The sequence below is a fragment of the Paenibacillus castaneae genome (assembly GCF_002884445.1).
In the GTDB taxonomy this organism is placed as follows: domain Bacteria; phylum Bacillota; class Bacilli; order Paenibacillales; family Paenibacillaceae; genus Pristimantibacillus; species Pristimantibacillus castaneae.
The window spans coordinates 5,934,849-5,956,018 of record NZ_KZ614144.1; the positions used below are offsets into that span (position 1 = coordinate 5,934,849).

Annotated in this window: 17 protein-coding genes; all 17 read right to left on the reverse strand. The window is 46.5% G+C overall.

Going from position 1 to position 21,170, the window contains the following annotated elements:
* Nucleotides 1-155 precede the first annotated feature (155 nt).
* Entirely contained in the window at nucleotides 156-1,103 is a 948-nt protein-coding gene (locus tag CEF13_RS26640) for a carbohydrate kinase family protein (RefSeq protein WP_102715537.1), read from the reverse strand.
* Nucleotides 1,104-1,145: 42 nt separating this feature from the next.
* A complete protein-coding gene (locus tag CEF13_RS26645; protein ID WP_102715539.1) occupies nucleotides 1,146-2,600 on the reverse strand; it encodes a glycoside hydrolase family 32 protein in 1,455 nt (484 codons plus the stop codon).
* A gap of 24 nt (nucleotides 2,601-2,624) precedes the next feature.
* Nucleotides 2,625-3,452, reverse strand: a complete 828-nt coding sequence (locus CEF13_RS26650) for a carbohydrate ABC transporter permease (protein ID WP_102715541.1) — start codon at nucleotides 3,450-3,452, stop codon at nucleotides 2,625-2,627.
* Nucleotides 3,452-4,336 (reverse strand): carbohydrate ABC transporter permease, encoded by an 885-nt coding sequence (locus CEF13_RS26655; RefSeq protein WP_102715543.1) that lies wholly within the window; start codon nucleotides 4,334-4,336, stop codon nucleotides 3,452-3,454. Before CEF13_RS26655 ends, CEF13_RS26650 begins: the two co-directional genes overlap by 1 nt.
* A gap of 107 nt (nucleotides 4,337-4,443) precedes the next feature.
* Nucleotides 4,444-5,745, reverse strand: coding sequence for an ABC transporter substrate-binding protein (locus CEF13_RS26660; protein ID WP_102715545.1), 1,302 nt, complete (start codon nucleotides 5,743-5,745; stop codon nucleotides 4,444-4,446).
* Nucleotides 5,746-5,922: 177 nt separating this feature from the next.
* On the reverse strand, nucleotides 5,923-6,900 hold the full coding sequence (locus CEF13_RS26665; RefSeq protein WP_102715547.1) for a LacI family DNA-binding transcriptional regulator: 978 nt from the start codon (nucleotides 6,898-6,900) through the stop codon (nucleotides 5,923-5,925).
* 153 nt (nucleotides 6,901-7,053) lie between these two features.
* Nucleotides 7,054-8,505: a UDP-N-acetylglucosamine 1-carboxyvinyltransferase gene (gene murA, locus CEF13_RS26670; protein ID WP_102715549.1), complete on the reverse strand. Its 1,452-nt coding sequence runs from the start codon at nucleotides 8,503-8,505 to the stop codon at nucleotides 7,054-7,056.
* 298 nt (nucleotides 8,506-8,803) lie between these two features.
* Nucleotides 8,804-9,070 carry a DUF1146 domain-containing protein gene (locus tag CEF13_RS26680; protein WP_102715553.1) on the reverse strand — a complete coding sequence of 89 codons (267 nt, stop codon included), beginning with the start codon at nucleotides 9,068-9,070 and terminating at the stop codon, nucleotides 8,804-8,806.
* Nucleotides 9,071-9,122: 52 nt separating this feature from the next.
* Nucleotides 9,123-12,203, reverse strand: a complete 3,081-nt coding sequence (locus CEF13_RS26685; protein ID WP_243864818.1) for a S8 family peptidase — start codon at nucleotides 12,201-12,203, stop codon at nucleotides 9,123-9,125.
* A gap of 482 nt (nucleotides 12,204-12,685) precedes the next feature.
* Complete coding sequence (locus CEF13_RS26690) at nucleotides 12,686-14,242, reverse strand: NADH-quinone oxidoreductase subunit N (protein ID WP_102715555.1); 1,557 nt, start codon at nucleotides 14,240-14,242, stop codon at nucleotides 12,686-12,688.
* 3 nt (nucleotides 14,243-14,245) lie between these two features.
* Nucleotides 14,246-15,883 carry a complex I subunit 4 family protein gene (locus tag CEF13_RS26695; RefSeq protein WP_208414751.1) on the reverse strand — a complete coding sequence of 546 codons (1,638 nt, stop codon included), beginning with the start codon at nucleotides 15,881-15,883 and terminating at the stop codon, nucleotides 14,246-14,248.
* Nucleotides 15,880-17,751 (reverse strand): NADH-quinone oxidoreductase subunit L, encoded by a 1,872-nt coding sequence (gene nuoL, locus CEF13_RS26700; RefSeq protein WP_102715557.1) that lies wholly within the window; start codon nucleotides 17,749-17,751, stop codon nucleotides 15,880-15,882. Before nuoL ends, CEF13_RS26695 begins: the two co-directional genes overlap by 4 nt.
* 8 nt (nucleotides 17,752-17,759) lie before the next feature.
* Entirely contained in the window at nucleotides 17,760-18,071 is a 312-nt protein-coding gene (gene nuoK, locus CEF13_RS26705) for an NADH-quinone oxidoreductase subunit NuoK (protein WP_102715559.1), read from the reverse strand.
* Nucleotides 18,064-18,582, reverse strand: coding sequence for an NADH-quinone oxidoreductase subunit J (locus tag CEF13_RS26710; RefSeq protein ID WP_102715561.1), 519 nt, complete (start codon nucleotides 18,580-18,582; stop codon nucleotides 18,064-18,066). Before CEF13_RS26710 ends, nuoK begins: the two co-directional genes overlap by 8 nt.
* Nucleotides 18,583-19,032: an NADH-quinone oxidoreductase subunit NuoI gene (gene nuoI / locus CEF13_RS26715; RefSeq protein ID WP_102715564.1), complete on the reverse strand. Its 450-nt coding sequence runs from the start codon at nucleotides 19,030-19,032 to the stop codon at nucleotides 18,583-18,585.
* 19 nt (nucleotides 19,033-19,051) lie between these two features.
* Complete coding sequence (gene nuoH / locus CEF13_RS26720; protein WP_102715566.1) at nucleotides 19,052-20,065, reverse strand: NADH-quinone oxidoreductase subunit NuoH; 1,014 nt, start codon at nucleotides 20,063-20,065, stop codon at nucleotides 19,052-19,054.
* Nucleotides 20,065-21,165 carry an NADH-quinone oxidoreductase subunit D gene (locus CEF13_RS26725; RefSeq protein WP_102715568.1) on the reverse strand — a complete coding sequence of 367 codons (1,101 nt, stop codon included), beginning with the start codon at nucleotides 21,163-21,165 and terminating at the stop codon, nucleotides 20,065-20,067. Before CEF13_RS26725 ends, nuoH begins: the two co-directional genes overlap by 1 nt.
* Between the last annotated feature and the right edge of the window lie 5 nt (nucleotides 21,166-21,170).

Here is a 21,170-nt window from a genome sequence, read left to right on the forward strand (position 1 = left end):
TTCTGAGCTAAGGGGATAGTGAAGCAAAGGAGAAACAAGGACAATTACTCTTTATTTTCAAATGGAGAAATATATTAGTAAAGAGTGGCTAATCTGTCTGGTAGAAACAGATTAGCCACTCCTTAAGGGATTGATATGATTGCAATGCTTGCGAGCTATTTCGTAATCTCCTCAAGACTAGGGAGGGAAGAGATGGCGCCTGCTCGAGTCGTTGTAAGAGCTGCGGCCGTGTTGGCAAAGGTGATAATACGTTCAGCTTCAACGGAATTAATCCCTTCTAGTGAGCCGTTATGAAGCTGCAGCTGATAAAGTAATGCTCCGATGAATGCATCCCCGGCGCCTGTCGTATCGACTACTGCAACCTTTTGGCCAGGGGCGTTCGCATGATAATCTTTGCTATACCAGGCTGCCCCTTCGGAGCCACGTGTGTATATTACAGCTTGGACTTCCCCGACGAACAGGGAGGCCAATGCTTGTTGCTCATCCTCGATGCCAGTGATGAATGCAAGCTCATCAGAACTGATTTTCACAATATGACTCAATGGTATGAAAGATAGTATCGTTTGTCTGCACTCTTCGTGATCCCGCCACAGCGGAAGCCGGACATTAGGATCGAAGCTTATGAGACCTCCTGCCGCTTTCATTTCTTTAATCGCTTTGAGATGAGCGTATTTCACCGGTGCTTCTATCAGGTCTACGGAACAATAATGTAATATATCATCTGCGGCAAACCATGAAGCATCTATTTCACTCTCAGAAAGAAGCATATCTGCGCTCGGATTACGATAAAAGGAAAAATCCCGATCACCATCAGCCTTTAGGCTGACAAATGCAAGAGCCGTATTCGCCTCACTTGTACGAACAATATAACGTGTATCCACACCCACACTCTCTAACGTTTCTTCTAGGAAATCGCCGAAGGCATCTATGCCCAGCTTGCCGATAAAGGCACTTTTGCCGCCCAGCCTTGCAACTGCGCAGGCTACATTAGCGGGAGCGCCTCCAGCTTCTTTCTTAAAATTAACGACAGCCTTCAGCTCAAGGCCGCGAGTGTCCGGAATAAAATCAATTAATGCTTCTCCAATCGTATATACAACTGACAATTCAAGCTCCTCCTCAGCATTCACAATCCGATTTCGACATCATCATTTAATATCCCATTTTTTAAAGGATACCATAGAACAACTGCCTTTGGCATAAGCTTGGATGCCTAACGATTGCGGACCTGGGTATATCCGTCCGGTCATTACTTTTTTGCCGCCTTGGATGAAGATTTCTACGGATGATCTGTCTACGAATATTTGAAGCTTGAGAAGACCTTCATTCAGTTCAACCTTCGTTCTACGCTCTCCGCCTAGGCCAATGCCAGCCTTGTCGCGGTTAAAGCGCAATAAGCCATCCGATGGACGATAACTGATGACAGTAGCTTCTTCTCCATGAACGCGCAGGTTTAAGCCGAATTCCTCCGCTTCGTCTGCCCGGAATACAACTTCAAGCTCATAGCAATCGCCATCGGTTTCTATTTCCTGCATTCCATTCAGCAGGATATCGGACTGCTCATAGCCATTTCGGCGATAGGCTTTCATTTCATCTATTGGCTTAAACCATAGCTCGTTGCCTTGCAGAACAATTTCGCGCGGCATCGTCATCGCCCCAGCCCAATAGTGCCCAAGCTGCGTCGGGATTTCCGTTTCCCATGTTTCCATCCACGCCATGACAATGCGTCTGCCTTTGTCATCTATGGTTGTTTGCGGAGCATAGAAATCAAAACCATAATCTACCGGCTCATATCGATCATATTGAAATTTACCTAACGCGGTATCCAGATGACCGATCATATAGGTCGTAGAGTGGAGATTTTGATAATCTTCTCCTTGTGCTGGCATCCTCTGCGGCGACATAATGAGCACGTCGCGTCCTTCCAGCTCAAAGAGGTCCGGACACTCCCAATTGTCGCCCAGTTTTCCGTCACTGCGTGCTATTTCGCCAACGAAGCTCCAGCTGATCAGATCATTTGAGCGGTAAAGCAGTATAAGTCCGCTGCCTTGACCGTCATTTGAACCTAATACAATATAATAGACCCCATCGCGTTCGAATACTTTAGGATCACGGAAATCCTTCTGGCTTAAGCCTGCCGGGATTTGCTCGGGCCCGATGACTGGATTGCAAGCAAGCTTCTCGAAGCGAATCCCGTCCTCCGATACAGCAATATTTTGGTTTTGGCTGTAATCATGATTCATATCCGGACCTGTCACCAGATGCCCGGTATACATGACATAGAGCTTGCCATCACGCTCAATGGCGCTGCCGGAAAAGCAGCCGTCACGATCATACTGTTGGTCCGGAGCAAGGGATACCGGCAAATGCTTCCACTCTATTAAATCATGGCTAACCGCATGCCCCCAGTGCATTGGACCCCATACGGGCTGATAAGGGTAATGCTGATAAAATAGGTGATATTCCCCGTTGTAATAAATGAAGCCGTTCGGATCGTTCATCCAGCCAAAATCGCTCATAAGATGATAGCGAAGCCGGTATTGCTCGTTTAGCAAATATTTACGTTCCGCTATAAATTTATCTGCATTTTCCCGTGTATACAAAATAAAGCATCCAACCCTTACTTGTTATTTAATTGAGCCTTGCATAACTCCCTGAATAATATATTTTTGCGCGAATAAGTACACGATTAATACAGGCAGTATGGTTAGCATCAGGCCGGCCATTAACGGGCCATAATCTACTGAGTACGTACCAAAGAAATAAAAGGTCGACAGCGGCAATGTCCTCTCGCTCGGTGCAATCAGCACTAAGGAAGGCAGGAGGAAGTCATTCCAAATCCATAACACATTCAATATAGCAATCGTAACTGTAGTCGGAGCAAGTACTGGAAATACGATACGGAAAAAGGTCTGAGTTCTCGTGCAGCCATCAATAAGCGCAGCTTCTTCCAATTCAGCAGGAATACTCTTTACAAATCCATGATAGATAAATACGGCCAACGGGCTGCCAAATCCGATATACATATAAATGAGGGCCCATTTGCTATTTAGAAAGCCGATGGAGCCATATATTTTCACGAGAGGAATCATAATGGCCTGGAACGGAATAATCATTGCCGCAACCATCAGGAAAAATGTATATTGGTTAAATTTAGTTTGATTTCGAACGAAATAATGGGCCGTCATAGCCGCTAGAAGTGAAATAATCAATACGCTAAGTACCGTAATTGTAATTGAATTTGTAAATGCTGAAACGTAATCCATTTTGTCGAATGCATTGATGTAATTGCTGAAGTTTAAATGGTCTGGCAATGAGAGTGGGCTTGAAGTAATTGCTTTGTTCTCTTTAAACGAATTGACCAGAAGCATCAGAAACGGAAATATAAACAGCAATAAACAGATACAGAGGAGGATGGATTTGGTCCATACTGCTGATGAATTTCTATTTCTCATCACGCCTCAACCTCCAACTTCTTGCTAAAATAGACTTGTGCTATTGTAATCGTAGCAACAAGCAGGAATAATACAAATGCTTCCGCTTGGCCTACTCCGTAATCCCTCGATAGAAAAGCCTTCTCATATACATGCATGGATACCATCTCTGTACTCTTGAACGGACCGCCTTTGGTCAAGGAAATGTTCAAATCATATACCATGAAGCATCTTTGCAGCGACAAGAAAATACAAACAATAAAGGATGGGACCATGAGCGGTAAAGTCATTTTACGCATTTTGGTCCATAAGCTAGCGCCATCAATACTAGCCGCCTCCAAAATATCCTTTGGCACGTTCATCAATCCTGCTACATAGATAACCATCATATAGCCTGCATATTGCCATACGGTAACAATAATCATCGCCCAAAATGCTTTAGTGGGATCTGCCAGCCAAGAATTGCTGAACAGTGGAATACTCATTTCTTTCCCAACAAACACGATTACATTAGAGAAAATGAATTGCCACACAAAGCCAAGCACAATTCCGCCGACAAGGTTCGGAATGAAAAAGCCCGCTCTGAATATGCTTTGACCCTTCAAGCCACTTGTTAAAATATAGGCTAGCAGGAAAGCAACAATATTAATAAGCACAACGGAAATAAAAACGTATTCCAATGTAAGAAGGAATGTTTTCCAGAACACGGTGTCCTTAAATACAGATAAGTAGTTGTCAAAGCCGACCATGCTGCTTGATGTCGATATTCCGTCCCAGTTCGTAAAGGTCAAGTATATGCCATATAGGAAAGGAATAATCATTACGGCAAGAAACGCAAACAAAGTAGGTCCGGTAAACAGCAGCCGCAGTCGCAAACGATTCCACAGCCCTTTTTCCGTTATCATGATGATCCCTCGCATTCATACTTGGTTTATGTGAAGAATAGGCTAACAAGATTAAACGGCTTACCCCATCATTTCTACGGGGTAAGCCAATGTCCAGCAATAAATAATTACTTAACCGTTTTCCAATATTCTTGGATTTCTTTCGTCAGTACTGCACGGTCACCTGCGCCGGCCAAATATTTCTGCATCGAAGCTCCAATTTTAGCCCAGTGATCAGCAGGCAGCGTACTCATGGAATCCTCTGTTTTGCCGTTCGCTATATATTCGGAAATCGACTTCGCAAGCGGGTCCTTCGCCTCAAGCGTAATATTTTTGAATGCTGGAATAATATTCGCTTTGTTTACTAGGAAGTCTTGACCCTTCTCGCTATAAACCATCCACTCCAAAAACTTTTTGCCAGCCGCTTGCTGCTCAGCTGTATTTTTTTCCTTATCAAGCACTAAGCGCTTGGATACCGCTGAAGAAATTTGCGTATTGCCAAAGTCAGATGGATTGTTGCTTATTGGTACAGGCAGGAAGCCGTATTGGCCGTTCGCTGTATCAAAGCTGCTTATTTGCGGCCAAGCCCAGTTTCCTTGGAACCAAATGCCTACTTCACCTTTGCCAAGCACTTCCGGTCCACGCTCATATGTTCCAGACAATGGCGATGCTTTATCAATATTGTATTTAGTCATTACATCAAATGTATCAAGCAAGCCGTTAAACACATTGTTGCTGGCTAGATCTACTGTTCCGGCTTTCAAATAGTTCACGAATTTTGCAACTGCCTCTGTATCTGCAGATTGACCTGCGTAAGCAAGCGGCAAATAATGAGCACCTAGAGACCAGTCCATCGGCGAAATGATCAATGGAGCTTTTCCTGATGCCTCAATTTTTTGGAATAATTGCTCAAGCGCATTCGTCGTGTTAATCGAAGCCGGATCGAATGTTCCGCCTACCGCTTGATCCACTACTGCCTTGTTATAAATAAATCCATAGCCTTCAATTGCAAGCGGAAATGCGTAGTTTTTACCATCAAATGTAGTCAAAGCCGTGCTGCGGTCAACCGTGTCCGCCATCCATTTCTCGCCGCTAAGATCCAGCACACGATCCTTAAATTTCTCAACATCTCCTGTATCCAGCATCGTAATGGTAGCCGGATTGCCGGATGCATAAAGGGCTGACGCTTTCTCGAATGGAGATTGTCCGCTAGGGACCGGTATGATTTCAACAGTAATGTTAGGATTATCTTCTTTAAATGCTTTCGCTGCATCTTCCAGCTGTGACTGAATTTCACCCTTTGAATTAAGAAGCGTAATCTTGACTGCCGCCTCCTTATCAGACCCGCCAGACTTATTGCCACATGCCGCTACAATCATAACTACCATAAGCATTAATGCAATTGCTTGAATCCACTTTAAAGATTTCATTTCACAACCCCCGTTTATTGAGATGCATATACGGCTTATCGATCGTATAAACCGCTTTCATATCGTATTATAATAGGGGGCTATGTTATATGTCAATCGTTTGACATGTCAATGGTTTAACATATTTTAAAAAAATAAAAAATCCCTTGCTGCTTATGGGATTTTTCCTTATTACTGCTATGTAGTTGCCCGTTCAATTAGCGACACCGGTAAAATATTGTCGACCTCGAATGGTTCAGCATTCATTTGCTTCATAATTAAATCAAACGCCATTTGTCCAATTTGCTTTATCGGCTGCTTAATCGTCGTAATCTCCGGCATCATCCACCTGGCCGCATTAACATCATCATATCCAATAATTTTTACATCATCTGGAATACGTCTGCCGGCTGCTGTGCATGCCTTTACTGCATAGCCGGCAATAATGTCACTTGTTGCGAATATGCCATCGATATCCGGATGCTCCTCAAGCAGCCTTTGCATGATTAGCTCATACTGCTCCTGATCAAACACATTCATATCCGTCTGAATAATAATACTTTCTACACCCTTATCGCTCATGACAGCTTGAAAGGCATCCGTTCTGCGGTTCGAAAGCATTCGCAGTCCTAAATTCCCGCATATATGCGCAATTTTCGTACACCCCTTATGGATTAACATCTCAGCCGCAAGCTTTCCGCCCGCGTAATTATCAGAAGAGATGTACGGTATATCGCTGCTGATTTGGCGGTCAATCGTAACAATTGGTGAGCTTAGACTTTTATACTCCTCCACTTGCAACGTATGGCTGCCCATTATAATTCCATCGACACGGTTCCGCTTAAGCATCTCAATGTAGTCTTTTTCCTTAACCGGATCCATTTGCGAATTGCATAACAGCATTTTGAAGCCCTGCTCATATGCATAGTTTTCCACATAATTCGTAAGCTCGCTGAAAAAAGGATGGGATACGTTCGGTATGATCAATCCGATTACGTTGGATTGCTTTCTCAGAAGAGAGCGAGCAATTTCATTCGGCTGATAATTAAGCTCCTCCATCGTCTTGTAAACTTTGGCCCTTGTTGCCTCGCTAATATAGCCGCGATTATTTAAAACACGGGAAACGGTCGTTACAGACACGTTTGCTATTTTTGCCACATCATGTATCGTTGCCATGGCCGCCCCTTTGCATCTTGCTATGTTTCCAACTATTATAACGAAATCAAACATTAAATCATACATGCTCTACCATTTAGAATAAAAAGAAGCTGTATCCGACAAGCGCTAAGCGGCTTATTGGATACAGCTTCTTAATTCATTTATTAGCAATTACGCCCATGTCGGCTGTATTTTGAGCACAACCTCTTTCTCACGCTTGTAGGTTGCAGTTGATTCATTCTCGGAAGCTGCTGCTGCGGATATCGCTACTACAGAAGCGATATCCCGTGAGTTATGCTCCGTACGCGACGAAGAATTCTTGCTTGGTGCAGTCGAAGATGCTGTGACAGCAGCGTTCTCATCCGTAAGCTCAACACGACGAATGTCGGCACCAAGTGCGGCGAGCTTGCCCGTAATATTCACATATCCACGATCTACATGATGCAATCCGGTTACTTCTGTCTCGCCGTCAGCCCGTAGAGCCGCACAAATAAGTGCTGCTCCTGCCCGCAGATCAGTTGCGCAAACCTTAGCTCCTGTTAGCGGCACTCCGCCGCTGACGATTGCAGTACGTCCGTCAACCTTGATCTGAGCATTCATCTTCTGGAACTCTTCAACATGCATAAAACGATTCTCGAATACCGTTTCTGTAACGACACTAGTGCCTTCAGAAACAAGCAATAACGCCATCATTTGCGATTGCATATCTGTTGGAAAACCCGGATGCGGCAGCGTTTTGACATCAACTGATTTCAATACGCCGCTTGACTGTACGCGAACACCGTTATCGCCTTCCGAAATTTCTACGCCCATTTCCTGCAGCTTTGAAATAACGGGAGTCAGATGATCGGCAATAGCTCCTTCAACAAAAACGTCTCCGCCTGTAATAGCAGCAGCAATCATATACGTTCCTGCCTCAACTCGGTCAGGAATTACATTATGCACTGCGCCATGCATGCGTTCTACGCCTTCGATTCGAATGAGACCCGTGCCTGCGCCGCGAACTTTACCACCCATTGCATTAATATAGTTAGCCAAATCAACAATTTCCGGTTCTTTGGCCGCATTCTCAAGAATAGTCGTTCCTTCTGCTAAAGCAGCAGCCATCATAATGTTCTCCGTGGCGCCTACACTAGCCACATCGAGGTAAATTTTGGCCCCTTTAAGACGTGTCTTCGTTCTTGCTTCGATAAAGCCTTGGCCTAATGTAATCTCAGCGCCCATGGCCTCAAAGCCCTTCAAATGCTGGTCAATTGGACGCGTGCCAATTGCACAGCCTCCAGGAAGTGATATCCGAACCTTGCCTATACGCCCCAGAAGAGGTCCCATGACAAGGAAGGCTGCCCGCATTTTACGAATTAATTCATAGGGGGCTTCGAACGACGTAATATCCTGCGCTGATATGCGCATGGTTTCATTGTTATAAGTTAATTGTGCTCCTAAAGAGGCGAGCACTTTCTGGATCGTCATAACGTCGTCGAGGAGGGGTACGTCATAGATGACGCTGTCTCCTTCTGTCGCCAATAATGAGGCCGCTAAAATGGGGAGTACTGCATTCTTTGCTCCGCTAACACGGACCGTTCCCGTCAAACGCTGGCCTCCGCGGACGATAATTTTGGTCATCTTTTGGTTCCCTCCGCGAACTGCAATTTCTATTTCCAAACCGTGAATATTTAGGAATTGAACATTTTACCCAACCCTCATCTTATCACTCCATAACATGAATCGACAAGCGTTAAATTCTTGCTTTTTTTTACAACCGTTTTCTTTCCAGTAAATGACTTTTTTCAATAAAATCAGACTTTTTTTGATCATAAAAATACGTTTACAACTCTTTAATAGGCCCAGATCATAACTATTCGTGAGCATGTTGGAATTTGAGTCCTCATGTATTACCCATTGTTGACATATTTCGCTTTTGTTATTCGACAAAGCTTTTGAGCAATACGGTATAACCCCAATAATCCAAAAAAAACTTGGCCAATAAATTGCCCATTATGATCGCGACAATGACCTGAAATACTCTTGCCTTCGGGCTTCGCGGGAATTTGAAAAAGGTTTCCCATTTCACCTCTTGCAGCACAAACCAAACAAATATAATACAAAGAATGACAATGATGATGGAAAACAGCCCTGTCATACCCGTATAGTTTTGTATATCCCTATAAAGCTCATTGTCGACGTCCATGAATCCTCCTTGAAATGACTAAACTAAACTTATTGAAATGAATTTAATGAATTTATTTTTTCTGGATAAACACCCGGTGCAGCAGTACGCTGAATTCAGCTCGGCTTGCCTGCTGCTTCGGCTTATAAAGATTCGATTGTTCACCTTTAATTTGACCATTTTGCTTCATAACGGATAGCATTGGAGCAGACCAATCGGTTTTGGCCACATCTCCAAACGGATCAACAAGCGGTAATTTAGGCTGAACACCATTGGCTCCTCCAATAATGAGCGCCATTTCGACACGTGTAATGGGTTGATCCGGTTTAAACGTATTATCCGGGAACCCTTTTATCCAGCCCTGCTGGACAGCCTTTGTAATGGCGTCAGAAGCCCAATGATTGGCTGAAACATCTTTAAAGCGTTTCGTTTGAGCCGTGTTTTTAGGGATAGGCTTATACGCATTTACTACCATCGCAACCGCCTCGGCTCTTGTAATAGGCCGCTTTGGCTCGAAACGATTTGCTCCCGTACCATTAATAATGCCCCGTTCGCTTAAATCAACGATCTCACTTTCTGCCCAATGATTTCTAATATCACGAAACCCGCCTACAAGCTCCTCCGATTTTATTTTCAACCGATAGTATTGATTGTCAAATGGAGCATTCGCGGTGAGCTTCACGTAATAAACGCCTGGCTGAACGAGCTGCTCTGACGTCTGGAGCTTCCCAGAAACCGCTGTGTTCGCTTTCGTTATTTCTTTCATACGTTTGTCGTACATAACAAGACTCAAATCAATATCGGTTGGGACGCCATTGACTGTGGCACTTACGATGCTTTCATTTGAGATTCGATACTGGAACCAATCAATATCGGACTTCGTTCCGATCACGCCTAAATATTCCGTGCCGGGATTAACCATAAAAGCTTCATACGATTTATCATTTGGTTCATTCGGATCGTCATATTTAGGCTGGTATTCCATCTTGAGCGTGTATGTACCTATCGTTGGACTCGCCTCTGAGGAGATCGCATTATGAACACGAATATAATATTTGCCAGGAGTCACAGTTATGACTGGTGATTGCTCTGTCACTCCTTCCCCCTCATCATCATAGAGCAGCAATTGCTGACCCGCTCTTTGGAGGGCAAGCCCAGGATCGATACGCGCCGTATTGGTGCTGAGTGTAAGACTAAGCTTTCCACTTTGTGTAAAAGTAACTACGAACCAATCACGATCCGCTGTTTGGTGGAAATTTCCCGTTATAGATTGTGAGCGCGGCTGAAGCGTATACGCCTCATAGGATTTATCATTTTTCTCGTACTCATCCGGCTTCATCGTAAAGGTTGACGTGAGCAGATAAGGCAAGTCATCCTTGCTGCTTGGATTGATAAGCTCCAAATGGATAAGCTGCTGTCCTTTCTTCACGTTAAAATCAAAGGACTTGCTTGCCAGCTTCGTATCGGCAGCGCTTTGTTGAATACCATTGGTGTAATGTGTCATTCTGACTGGAGGCACGATCTTACCACTGTCCACAAGCGCTTCATAATTGATCGTCAATGTCCCGACATACGGTGCATCAATACGGTACCAGTCATGATCGTCTATTCCTTCCAAAACAGCTGAAATTTGCGAATTCAGCGGAAAGCGTGAGGCAGTAGCCATGCTGTCATTCGGCTCGTAGCCGTCTGGCTTTAAAGCTGTAGTGACCGCCCGGCCCACTTGAAGCACGCCATAGCCAGACTCGTTGTCTACACCTGACGGGCCTATATCCTTAGCTGTTTGCCTTAGCAGATTACGAATTTGATAAGGCTTCATCTCTTTGTTGCGAGCCCATATGAGAGCAGCTGCTGCGGCGACTTGCGGCGCAGCCATTGAGGTGCCTTCTTCTTTCCTATACAAACCGCCCAATGCCGTCGTATACACATTCCAAGGTGCGACCAAATCCAGCTCCGTACCTTTATTAGAACGCGTATCCACCGTATTATTCGCTTTCACGCCTCCGACCGCGAGCACCGTTGGGTAAGCAGCTGGGTATTTCACCTCCGCTTTCTCCCCCAAGGATTCGCCGTCATTGCCTGCGGCCGCCACAAGCAGCACACCCTTGCTTTCTGCATACTGTACAATGTCCAGCATGTATGGAGAATAGCGGTGCAAGCCAACAGACAGCACAACAATGCTGGCTCCATTGCGAACAGCATATAGGATAGCTTCTCCGAGCTCCTGCTCGGTACCATCCCCTTGACGATCAAGAGCTTTAATCGGCATTATTTTGGCCTTCCAAAGGATACCTGATACACCTATTCCATTGTTTCCAACCGCGCCTATTATTCCCGCAACGTTTGTTCCATGACCGTTATCGTCATTAGGCGGCTCATTAGGGTCAACGAGATTAGCGCCAGTGACAAGATTAGCTTTCAAATCAGGATGGCTCAGATCAATGCCTGTATCCACAATCGCAATCGTGATAGCCTGCTGCTCACGAACCGTTTCCCATGCTTTTATCGCGCCAATTTGGTTCAGATAAAGCTGCTTTGCCAGCTCAGGATCATTAGCTGACGGTACAGCTGCTGCAGCATTGGCCGCTGCTGCTTGAGGAGTCGCACTCGTCCGCGCAGCTGGCGAGCCCTCCGGCGCGATGGCTTGCTGGGGCGAGGCAGCAGCCTCCAGAGGCAAGCGATCAGCTGCCGCCGGCGAGAGCTGCTCCGGCGGCGGCTCATCTGCGGCATCAGCCGCTGAGGGAGGCAATGCCAGTATGTGCACCGCTGCATTCGGGTGCACATACTCTACGCCCGGCGTGCTTTGCAGCCGGCGCAGCCACTCCTGCACGTCCGCGTCTTCGTCTTGCGGACGTACAACCACGACCGCCGCCTCATCCTGGCGGCGGAGCACTTCCGTCCCGCGCAGCTCTTGCGCGAGCGCGGGATCACGCCATTTGAGCAGCCAGCTCTGCGGCTGCTCTGCATCGGCGCCGCTGGCGCCATCGGCCGCATCCTCAGCGGCCGCCAGCGCCGCAGGCGTCGCTGCGGGAGCGTACCGCCCGGGGGCTATGCCCCCGAGCGTAACGCTCCCTATTAAGAGCATGAGCAACCCGCTGCGCAGAAGCGTCCGTTTTGTTGCTCTTTTCAGATGAAGTAATAATCGATTTAACATTGCATTCTGCCTTTGGGTATCATATTTATAAAGCTAATAATGTGTTCCCTCTTCCAATTTAAACATTCTCACTACTATTTCTATTTTCGAACAACATTTACCTTGTTTCTTTTAGACATAAGGACAAAAGTCCTATATCTTCGAGCTTTTTCACCGTCGTAAATCCGCGAATGAGGCATTCTATTATTTCCCGGTTAATAAATAATAGCGAATAATGGCGAATCTACTATCCTGCCTCTACGAAGCTAGTACTTCCACTCTACCTGCACTCTCCCCGCAAATTTACCCATTCTACATTATGCTGAAACAAAATTTTACTCATTAAGCATAGTTTCAAATACCTACCAGCTGGATTAGCTTTAACCCATAAAAAAAGTGATGCAAATTTCCTCCCTATAAACGCTAAAGCGCCTCTACGAAAGAAATTCCCATCACTTTATTTGCATTACTTAATCTGGTTTTACCAACAATAGCTGCCAGCGTTATTTAATAATAAGCATCAGATCTTCTTTAACCGAGAATACAGCATCAATCCATCCCATGAGCGGTCCCGGAAATATACCGAGCGCTAGTGTAGCTGCTGCACACACCCAGATAACGATTGCTGTGGGTGCGGACACTGAGATCGCGCTATCGTCACTCCCGCTTCGCATGAACATCTGGCGCGTTAAGCCGAAGTAGAAATAGTACGAGATGACGCTGCTGATTACAATAATAGCAACAATCCAGTATGCTTTGGCACTAGCCGCTCCGAGCAGAATGAACAACTTTCCGAAAAACCCTCCGGAAATAGGTAAGCCAGCGAGTGATAAAATAAACACAACCATTGCGGCAGCTGTCCACGGCGCTCGATAATACATACCCGAGAATCCCTTGAGCTCCTCATGACCCGAAGCGCGGCAGACGACCGTAACAACGGCAAATGCGCCTATCGTCATAAAGAGGTAAGCAATCAAGTAATAGATAAATTCTGAGAAGTTATTGCTGTGGACGACGGTAATGGAGATCCCAATTGGCACAAGCATATATCCGGCATTCGCCACGCCAGACAAAGCGAGCATGCGCTTTACGTTCCTTTGCCTCAGTGCGGCCGTTGTACCGACAAGCATCGCTATTGCTCCAAGCACCAGCAAGCCGTAGAAAATATTTTTGGGCACTTCAGCATCTTGGCCATTAACAGAGAAGAAAACCGTTGCATATAAAATTCTAAACACAACCGCAAGTGCCGCCCCTTTGGCAATAACAGCTAGAAAGGCAGACACTGGCGTTGGAGCGCCCTGATAGACGTCGGGTGCCCAAGCATGAAAAGGTGCTGCAGCGATCTTAATGCCGAAGCCAGCCAGCATGAAGAAGAAGCCTACATAAACAAGTGCTTTAAAATTAGTCAGCGCTGCTGGCAAAGCATCTCTTATAACAACTAAATCTACCGATCCCGTCACACCATAAATGTATGACATCCCGAAAAGCACCAAGGCGGATGATATTCCGCCGATAACGACATATTTGAATGCAGCCTCTGCGGATACAAATGATTTACGCTTTAACCCCACGAGTACATAGCTTGCAAGGCTTAGCAGCTCAAGACCGATGTACAGCGTAACGAGGTTCGCTGAGGAGGTCATAATCATGGCTCCTGCGACAGCAGGCAGGAGCAGATAGAAATATTCAGCTCTATCGGTTATTGCCTCGTCATCCCGTACCGAGCCAAGCGCTAACAGTACAATAAGCACGGTCCCTGATAGGAATACAATCTTGAGCAAACTGCCGAAATCATCTATCCGATAGCTGTTGCCAAGCAACCCTATGGCTTCTGCCGATACGCCTCCTTGATTCATATCCCACATCCGCCATATTACGAGTGCCAGTGACACAAGCAAGCCAACCAAGGTTAACCAGCCAATCGTTAATCTGGTTACGCGTCTTGGCAACAGCAAATCAAGCACGACAAGTAATATAAATGCGGCAACAAGCGAAATTTCCGGGGCAAGATAGAACATATCCGTCCATGTTATCGGTATGAAAGAAACGCCTTCGTACATGGTCTAACCCCCCGCCCTAGTTGCAAATAATTGATCATACAGGCCACCAAGGCTGGATTGCAGTGTATCCGTAAGCACGGAAGGATAACAGCCGAGCAGCAGTATGAACGCCAGCAGCACAATCATCGGAACTGCTTCAATGAGCCTAGCGTCTTTAAGCGCGCCAAATGTATCGGGCTCGGGCCCGAAAGTTATTTTCAGTACGGCGCGCAGGACGTAAACCGCCGTCAAAATAACACCTAGCAATGCAACAGCTGTAAGCCAGCGCATCGTTTCGAACAGCCCAAGAAAGGATAGAATCTCACCAACGAATCCGGACAGACCTGGCAGACCAAGCGAAGCGAGTCCCGCCGTAAGAAGGACACCGCTCATGAACGGCATGGATCGTGCCAGTCCTCCAAGCTCAGATAGCATAGTTGTGCCCGTTCGCTCATAAATACTCCCTACTATTAAGAAAAGCAGTGCAGATATAAGTCCATGCGAGACGAGCTGGAATATCGCACCTTGTAATCCAATCTCATTAAATGCAGCCAGACCGAGCAGTACAATGCCCATATGGCTTATAGATGAGTAGGCAAGCACGAGCTTGAAGTCCTTCTGCCTGAAGGCGAGGAGCGCCCCGTACAATATATTGATGAGTCCCAGAACGGCCAGCACGAAAGCCCATTCTCGTGCCTGCTCCGGAAAGAGCAGGATGCCAAATCGCAATAAGCCGTATGCTCCCATCTTCAGCAATATGCCAGAGTGGATCATAACGATCGATGTCGGAGCTTCCGTATGTACTTTCAGCATCCAAGTATGAAAAGGAAAAACGGGCAGCTTAATGCCGAAGGCAACGAGCAGCATAATAAATATGGCCCACTGCAACGTATCCGTCATTTGAAATGGATTGCTCATGCCTAGCTGGCTGGATGAGAGATTCACCCAAGCAGCAGGGTCGGTCAAATTGTGCAATATATCGCCGTAGCTGCCGCTATAAATAAAGCTTGCTTGTTCGCCTGCCTGATCAATATGAAAGCCTGCTGTATTAACAAGCAGCACAAAAGCAAACAGCATGATGGCCGATCCAATACCGTTATAAATTAGAAATTGGTTGGCCGCTCGTTCGCGATTAAAGTAGCCCCATATCCCAATCAAGAAATACATTGCTATGAGGGTGATTTCAAAGAAGATAAAAAACAAAAATAGATCACGGGCGAGAAATACACCCAGCATACCGGTCTCCAGCAGCAGAAACCAAACAAAAAACGATTTCCAGCGCTTCTTAATATGAACAGAAGCTAGAGCAGCCATCGCCGTTACGAGAACCGTCAGCAGAATTAGCGGAAGCGATAGCCCATCTATTCCTAGCTCATATTGAAACTTGAATAAAATAGAGGATACGCCGTTTGCATCCTGCAATTCCTTGTTAAGCGGTACCTCCACCCAATCATACTGCTCTTCAAAGGCAGCTCCGCCCTGCTGCTTGTCGAAATTGGCATACAGCCATAATGACAGCACGAGAGGCACAAGCGTCGTGATGATAACCGCAGCTTTCATCCAGCTGCTCCGATGCTTCGGAAGCAGAAGAACAACTAGCAGTCCTAGAAGCGGTGAAAGAAGGATAATCGACAATATTGGAATATCATTCAGGATGCTCATGACAAGAACCTCCTCAAAGCAATGGCAGCCACAATAATAACTAGACCTATTACAGCTGTTACGCTATAGGTCTGCACCTGCCCGTTCTGCAGCCGCGCGGCTGTTCTCCCTGTAGAGATGGCTGCAGCGCCAACAATCCTGACGATGCCCCCGATCACATGCACATCAAAGAAAGTGAGCACGTCACCCATCGCTTTAAGCGGCTTAACAAATACAGCCGCATAAAGATCATCAACGAAATAGCCTCGCTCGAGCAGCTTGACAAGCCCAGGAGACTTATCGGCGACAGCTGATCTTCTGCTGCTTTCTTTCCCATACCATATCCATCCTGTATAAATACCGAGGAAGCCAACCAATATAGAAGCAATGATTGCAAAGCTGCTTCCGTGTGCAGCCTCTTCCTCACCGCTAAGCCAAGAACCGAACCAGCCGTTCCAAGGCGTTTCCACAAACCCGGAAACAATCGCCAGAATGGCAAGCACAATCAGCGGGACAGTCATTGAAATCGGAGATTCCTTCGCTTTTGAAGCAGCGGCAGTCGGCTTGCCTGTGAAGACCAGAAAGAACAATCGCGACATATACAGCGCCGTACAGAAAGCAGCAGCTAAGCTGGCGGCAAACAGCAGCGGATTTTGCTCGAGTGCAATCGTTAAGATGAGATCCTTCGACCAGAAGCCGGATAATGGAGGAATGCCCGACAGCGCTAACGCGCCGATTCCGAAGGTCCAGGCTGTTAGGCGCATCTTCGAGCCCAAACCGCCCATTTCTTTAATGTTTTGTGTATGTACTGCGTGAATAATGCTGCCTGCCCCTAGGAACAGAAGCGCTTTAAAAAAGGCATGCGTGAACAGATGGAATATGCCTCCTGTCAACGAGCCAAGGCCAAGCGCCATCATCATATAACCAAGCTGGCTTACCGTGGAATAGGCTAATATTCGCTTAATGTCATTTTGCGCGAGCGCAATTGTCGCAGCAAAAATAGCTGTAAAGCCGCCTATATACGCAATAGTTTCCATAGCAGCCGCTGAAGCCAGAAATATATCATAGGTCCGTGCGACTAGAAAAACGCCCGCTGCAACCATCGTTGCCGCATGAATGAGTGCGCTGATTGGAGTAGGTCCCTCCATCGCATCCGGCAGCCAGACATGAAGCGGAAACTGTCCAGACTTGCCGACGGCACCAGCAAAAATAAGCAGGGCGATCAGCGTTGTTACACCGTTCGCAATCGATCCCGAGTGTCCCGCAAATACGCTTTGTATTCTAGTGAAATCAAGCGCATGATCCGGCATGTACCAGAACAATAGCAATATGCCGAGCAGCAGTCCGGCATCTCCGATACGTGTAACGATAAATGCTTTTTTGGCCGCAGCTCGCGCTTTCGGCAGCGTAAACCAAAACCCGATGAGCAGAAACGAACATACGCCAACCAGCTCCCAAAAAATATAAAGAGATAGCAAATTATCAGAGAGAACAAGGCCGAGCATTGAAAAAGTAAACAAAGCTACATAGCCGTAGTATACGGTAATTCGCTCATCCTTCTTCATATAGCCAGCCGAGTAGACGTTAACGAGAAAGCTTACAAGCGTAACCACGGTCAGCATTAGCGCAGTAAGATTCGTTACTTCAAATCCGATTCGCAGCGTATAATCACCTATGACGATCCAATCAAATGCATAATTGTAGTCGACTGAATTCGCACCAAGCCGATCAATAACAATAATAAGAGATAGGATAAAGGCAGCTAACGATCCGACCGAGCCGATGAATACTCCTGCTCTCCGATAACCGCGTCCGAGCGCCATTAGCACGAGGAAGGCTGCAAGCGGAAAGAGAGGAATCAACCAGGCCGTCTGTGAATAGATGTCCATATTCCTCGCTACCTCCTCATCTTATTAAATTCATCGACATTAACCGTGCCTCGACTACGGAACAACGCAATCAAAATTGCTACCCCTATCGCCGCTTCCGCTGCAGCAACCGTTATCGTGAACAACGAGAAAATTTGTCCGGTCAATGACGGTACAACACCGTATTTCGAGAAAGCGATCAGATTTAAATTGACCGCATTCAGCATGAGCTCAAGCGACAGGAGCACCACAATTGCATTTCGTTTCACCAACGCGCCATATAACCCGATACAAAACAATATGGCAGCCATCGTTAAATAGGATGGAAGCATGCTATTCATCAGCCCCCTTCTTCGCAAGCACAATTGCCCCAATAAAAGCGACCGTCAGAAGCACGGAGAGCAGTTCAAACGGAATGACATAGCCCGTATACAACAGCTCGCCAATAGCCATCGTATTATCATGGCTCCCTTGGAACGGCGTCGGCTCTGGGAAAGTCGTTGTGCGAATGGCATAAAATAAAATGCCGAACAGGCTCAGTGCCCCAACGGCTGCAAGCGTCTCATGGAGCGGCTTCGCTTTCTCCCGCTCCTCTTGCTGATGCTTCGTCATCATAATGCCAAAAATCATTAGAATGGACACTGCGCCAGCATAGATCAGCACTTGAACAAAGGCAACGAATTCCGCCTCCAGCAGCACGAACATACCCGCCAAGCCAAGAAACACAGCCGCCATTGAAATGACCATATGAACGACCTTCTCCAGACTTATCATGAGAACCGCGCCGCAAATCATAATGACCGACAAGACGAAGAATGCAACAAACTCGCCTGTAAATGCAATATTGAACAACTATTTGCCGCCCCCTTTGGCCGGAGCACCGATATTGTTATTGTCCTCTCGAACGAGCGTATTGTTATCGCTCAACCACTGCGCGTCCTTGAATAAATCATCCCGGCTGAAAGCAGACAGCTCGAAATGATTGGTCATAACAATCGCTTCAGTCGGACATACCTCGGTGCACAGGTCACACAAAATGCATATTTCAAAATTAATATCAAATGTATCTATCACTTTTCCTTTTTTGTCTGGGTCCGGATTAGGCTTGCCTGTCAGCGTAATACAATCTGTCGGACAAATTCGGGCGCACTGATTGCAGACAATACACAAATCGGGTATGAAGTGCTGAATGCCGCGGAACCGGTCCGGCATGACAAAAGGCACATCCGGATAGGAGGTAGTCACCTTAGGGGCCGTCATTGACTTGAGCGTAACGCCTAATCCTTGAATCAATCCCTTCATATTGCTCGCTCCCTTGCTATCATTTGATAAACAGCTCCAAATAAACAGCCGTCAGAAATACATTGAGCAGCGAAACAGGCAGCAGCACCTTCCAGCCAAGCCCCATGAGCTGGTCTACACGAATACGCGGAAAGGTGGCCCTAATCCAAAACAAGCTGAACACGATAAAAGTGAATTTGAGCAGAAACCATATCATTCCCGGTACAAAATCAAGAAAAGGCGCTGGAGCGTTCCAGCCGCCAAGAAACAGAACCGTCGTTAACGCTGCAATGGCATAAACATACACATATTCCGACAGCATGAAGAAGGCAAAGCGAAAGCCGCTATACTCAACATGATAGCCGGCTACGAGCTCCGATTCCGCCTCAGGCAAATCGAAGGGAGTCCGGTTAAGCTCTGATACTGCTGCAATGATAAAGATGGCGAAGCCAATAATTTGAGGAATAAAATTCCAATTCCAGAACCATCCTCCGCTTTGCGCTTCTACGATAACCCGTAAATTCAAGCTTCCACTGAGTAAAATAACTCCGACTACAGATATGACGAGCGGTACTTCATAGCTTATCATTTGAGCGGCCGATCGCATACCGCCTAGCAGCGCATATTTATTATTCGAGGCCCATCCGCCTAATACGATCCCAAGCGTTGAAAGGCCGGATAAGGCTACGTAATAGAGCAGGCCGACATTCAAATCAGCAAAGTAAAGCTTTTGTGTATAAGGAATAACCGCAAGTACGGAGAATGCCGGTATGTAAGCAAGAGCCGGCGCAAGGATAAATAATACACGATCAGCCTTTCGCGGAATCGTGTCTTCCTTGATAAGCAGCTTGAAAATATCAGCTACTGTCTGAAGCATGCCGAACGGTCCGACCCTGTTCGGGCCGATTCGCAGCTGCATCCAGCCGATTACTTTCCGTTCAAAAAAAATGGCATAAGTCACAAAGCCAAGCACGATGAACAGAAATACGACCGCCCATAGAAATAGGATAAGTGCGTTTCCCCAAGTCATCGCTTCGTTCAGCCAAGGTCCCATCAGCAATCGACCTCCCCGACAACAATATCGATGCCGCCCAGTATCGTAATGAGATTCGTCATCGTTTCACCGACAAGCAGCTTCGGAAGAATTTGCAAATTAACGAATGAGGGTCTGCGGAACTTCAAGCGATATGGCTCTGCTTTCCCTTTGGAAACGATGTGGCAGCCGATCTCGCCGCGTGGTGATTCAATGCGGACATATACCTCTCCGACAGGCGGCCGAATTGCCCTAGGCACTTTGCCCATCGTTTCTCCGCCCTCAGGGAACTGCTGAAGCGCTTGTTTGAGAATGCGCAGGCTTTGACGAATTTCTTCCAGTCTGATGCGATAACGATCATAGCAATCACCGTTTTTGCCAAGCGGCACGTCGAATTCAAATCGGCTGTAAAGGCTGTAAGGCTCCGCTTTGCGAATATCCCAATCTACGCCCGTACAGCGCAGATTAGCGCCAGACAGACCGTAATCTATCGCTGTTGCTGCATCGTATTGACCAACACCTTTGATGCGCGCGAGAAAAATTTCATTACCGCTCACAAGCTTATCGTATTCCTGCAGCTTACCCTCCATATAAGGGATAAAGTCCCTTACCTTATCCATCCAACCCGGAGGCGCATCCCATTTCACGCCGCCGACCCTCATATAATTATAAGTCAAACGTGCGCCGCAAAGCTCATTGAATAAATCAATTATCATTTCTCTATCACGAAAAGCATATAAAAATGGGCTCATCGCCCCAATATCCAGCAAATATGTCCCCCACCAGACGAGATGACTGGCAATCCGCTGCAGCTCCATCACGATTAACCGCAGAAATTCAGCACGAAGCGGTACTTCAAGCCCCATCATCGTTTCAACGGCGTGCACAAGCACATAATTGTTTGTCATTGCAGAAACATAATCCATTCGATCGGTATAAGGTATGATTTGAGTGAAATTTAAATTTTCGGCAATTTTCTCCGTGCCGCGATGCAAATAACCCATGACCGGCGTCGCCTCTGTAATGACTTCCCCATCTAGCTTAACAATAATTCGGAATACACCATGTGTGCTTGGATGCTGAGGGCCAACATTTAATAGCAGTTCTTCTGTACGAATCAAGGGCT

Coding starts and splice junctions, on each gene's coding strand:
- nuoH (WP_102715566.1), bottom strand. CDS start 20,065: ATGGGACCTTGGCTGAACGAAGCGATGACTTGGGGAAACGCACTTATC.
- CEF13_RS26685 (WP_243864818.1), bottom strand. CDS start 12,203: ATGTTAAATCGATTATTACTTCATCTGAAAAGAGCAACAAAACGGACG.
- nuoL (WP_102715557.1), bottom strand. CDS start 17,751: ATGGACATCTATTCACAGACGGCCTGGTTGATTCCTCTCTTTCCGCTT.
- CEF13_RS26655 (WP_102715543.1), bottom strand. CDS start 4,336: ATGATAACGGAAAAAGGGCTGTGGAATCGTTTGCGACTGCGGCTGCTG.
- CEF13_RS26665 (WP_102715547.1), bottom strand. CDS start 6,900: ATGGCAACGATACATGATGTGGCAAAAATAGCAAACGTGTCTGTAACG.
- CEF13_RS26660 (WP_102715545.1), bottom strand. CDS start 5,745: ATGAAATCTTTAAAGTGGATTCAAGCAATTGCATTAATGCTTATGGTA.
- CEF13_RS26650 (WP_102715541.1), bottom strand. CDS start 3,452: ATGAGAAATAGAAATTCATCAGCAGTATGGACCAAATCCATCCTCCTC.
- murA (WP_102715549.1), bottom strand. CDS start 8,505: ATGACCAAAATTATCGTCCGCGGAGGCCAGCGTTTGACGGGAACGGTC.
- nuoK (WP_102715559.1), bottom strand. CDS start 18,071: ATGAATAGCATGCTTCCATCCTATTTAACGATGGCTGCCATATTGTTT.
- CEF13_RS26695 (WP_208414751.1), bottom strand. CDS start 15,883: ATGAGCATCCTGAATGATATTCCAATATTGTCGATTATCCTTCTTTCA.
- CEF13_RS26680 (WP_102715553.1), bottom strand. CDS start 9,070: ATGGACGTCGACAATGAGCTTTATAGGGATATACAAAACTATACGGGT.
- CEF13_RS26690 (WP_102715555.1), bottom strand. CDS start 14,242: ATGTACGAAGGCGTTTCTTTCATACCGATAACATGGACGGATATGTTC.
- nuoI (WP_102715564.1), bottom strand. CDS start 19,032: ATGAAGGGATTGATTCAAGGATTAGGCGTTACGCTCAAGTCAATGACG.